Source organism: Staphylococcus sp. GDY8P57P, from assembly GCF_017892585.1.
GTDB classification, from domain to species: domain Bacteria; phylum Bacillota; class Bacilli; order Staphylococcales; family Staphylococcaceae; genus Staphylococcus; species Staphylococcus borealis.
Genome location: NZ_JAESLK010000069.1, coordinates 1 through 1,172 on the forward strand (window position 1 = coordinate 1; position 1,172 = coordinate 1,172).

The 1,172-nt window shown below is 31.9% G+C and carries 2 protein-coding genes; both read right to left on the reverse strand.

Annotation, left to right across the window (positions count from 1 at the left end; translation table 11 throughout):
• Positions 1-49: 49 nt before the first annotated feature.
• Positions 50-277 (reverse strand): hypothetical protein, encoded by a 228-nt coding sequence (locus KA878_RS13490; protein ID WP_210142190.1) that lies wholly within the window; start codon positions 275-277, stop codon positions 50-52.
• On the reverse strand, positions 264-1,172 hold a 909-nt coding region (gene mobV / locus KA878_RS13495; RefSeq protein WP_210142191.1), incomplete at its 5' end, for a MobV family relaxase. The genes mobV and KA878_RS13490, both read right to left, overlap by 14 nt.

Sequence of the window (1,172 nt, forward strand, 5' to 3'; positions counted from 1 at the left end):
TAAGTTAAGGACTTTCAAAGCCAAAAAGTTTTCTCGGCATAAACAGACGTTACCTCTCAATATCAATATCTCTTTGTTTTGTTCGCTCTTGTTCACGCACTTCCTCTTTCACAAAGTCCATAAACTTCCCAAAAACTGCCGTCTTATCGTTTTGTTGAAGTTTATTACTGATATTGTCATATACCTTGTCAAAGCCTTGAAAGCTATCTCTAAGCGTTGTATAAAGCCCTCTCGTTAGTTTCTGATACTTAGTAAACAACTCTTTATACTCTCTCATTCTCTTTATTCGTTTCAATACTAAACGCAGCATACTTTAGATTCTTACTCTTTAATTCTTCATTTTCTTTAAAAAAATCAGTTTCTCTAATCTTTTCATAATCATCAACAATATTACTAGCAGCAATCACAGTTCTCTGTATTCTTTCAAATTCCTCCGCAGAAATAACCTTACGTCCTGTTTCCAGCTTTTCTCCTGCCTTAAATAAGCCCTTTTTGACTTCTACCTCATTCTCATACTCAAAATCGCTAGTAACTCTTAAATCGCTTATATGAGCGTTTAATTGGCTATCTAACTTTTTAAGATCACTTTTAACCGTTTGTAATTCCTGTTTATGAAACTGAGTATCCTTTTTGAATTTATCAATATGTTTATGTTCTCGTTCAGACACTTGCTTAGCAGTTCCACGTTCCAAACCATAACCCCTAGAATTAACATGATGATTAAATCTATCCTGTAATTCAGTCATTGCTTTTTTATTACCTAATTTCTCTTTCGCAGATAATCTACCGTCATCTGTCAGAGGTACAAATCCAAAGTGCATATGCGGTACTTTTTCATCCAGATGAACAGTTGCATATAATATATTTTCTTCGCCATATTCCTGTTTAGCAAAATCCAAACTATCCTTAAAAAATTGATGTGTTTCTTCTTCACTCAATCTATTAAAAAACTTTTCATCACTCGTAATTATTCCTTCCACATGTCGAATAGCATCCTTACGAATTTTACGATTACCTGTATAATTTGAATCAATTTTATCTGAAATCAATTGATTATAATCCACATTTTTCTCATGTATTAAATCATAATTTTTATGTGTATCTTCATGCCTAATATCCTTGTTATTATAATTATTATTTTCTCTTTGATTATGCTTTTGAAGTCCTTTTGT

Coding starts and splice junctions, on each gene's coding strand:
- KA878_RS13490 (WP_210142190.1), bottom strand. CDS start 277: ATGAGAGAGTATAAAGAGTTGTTTACTAAGTATCAGAAACTAACGAGA.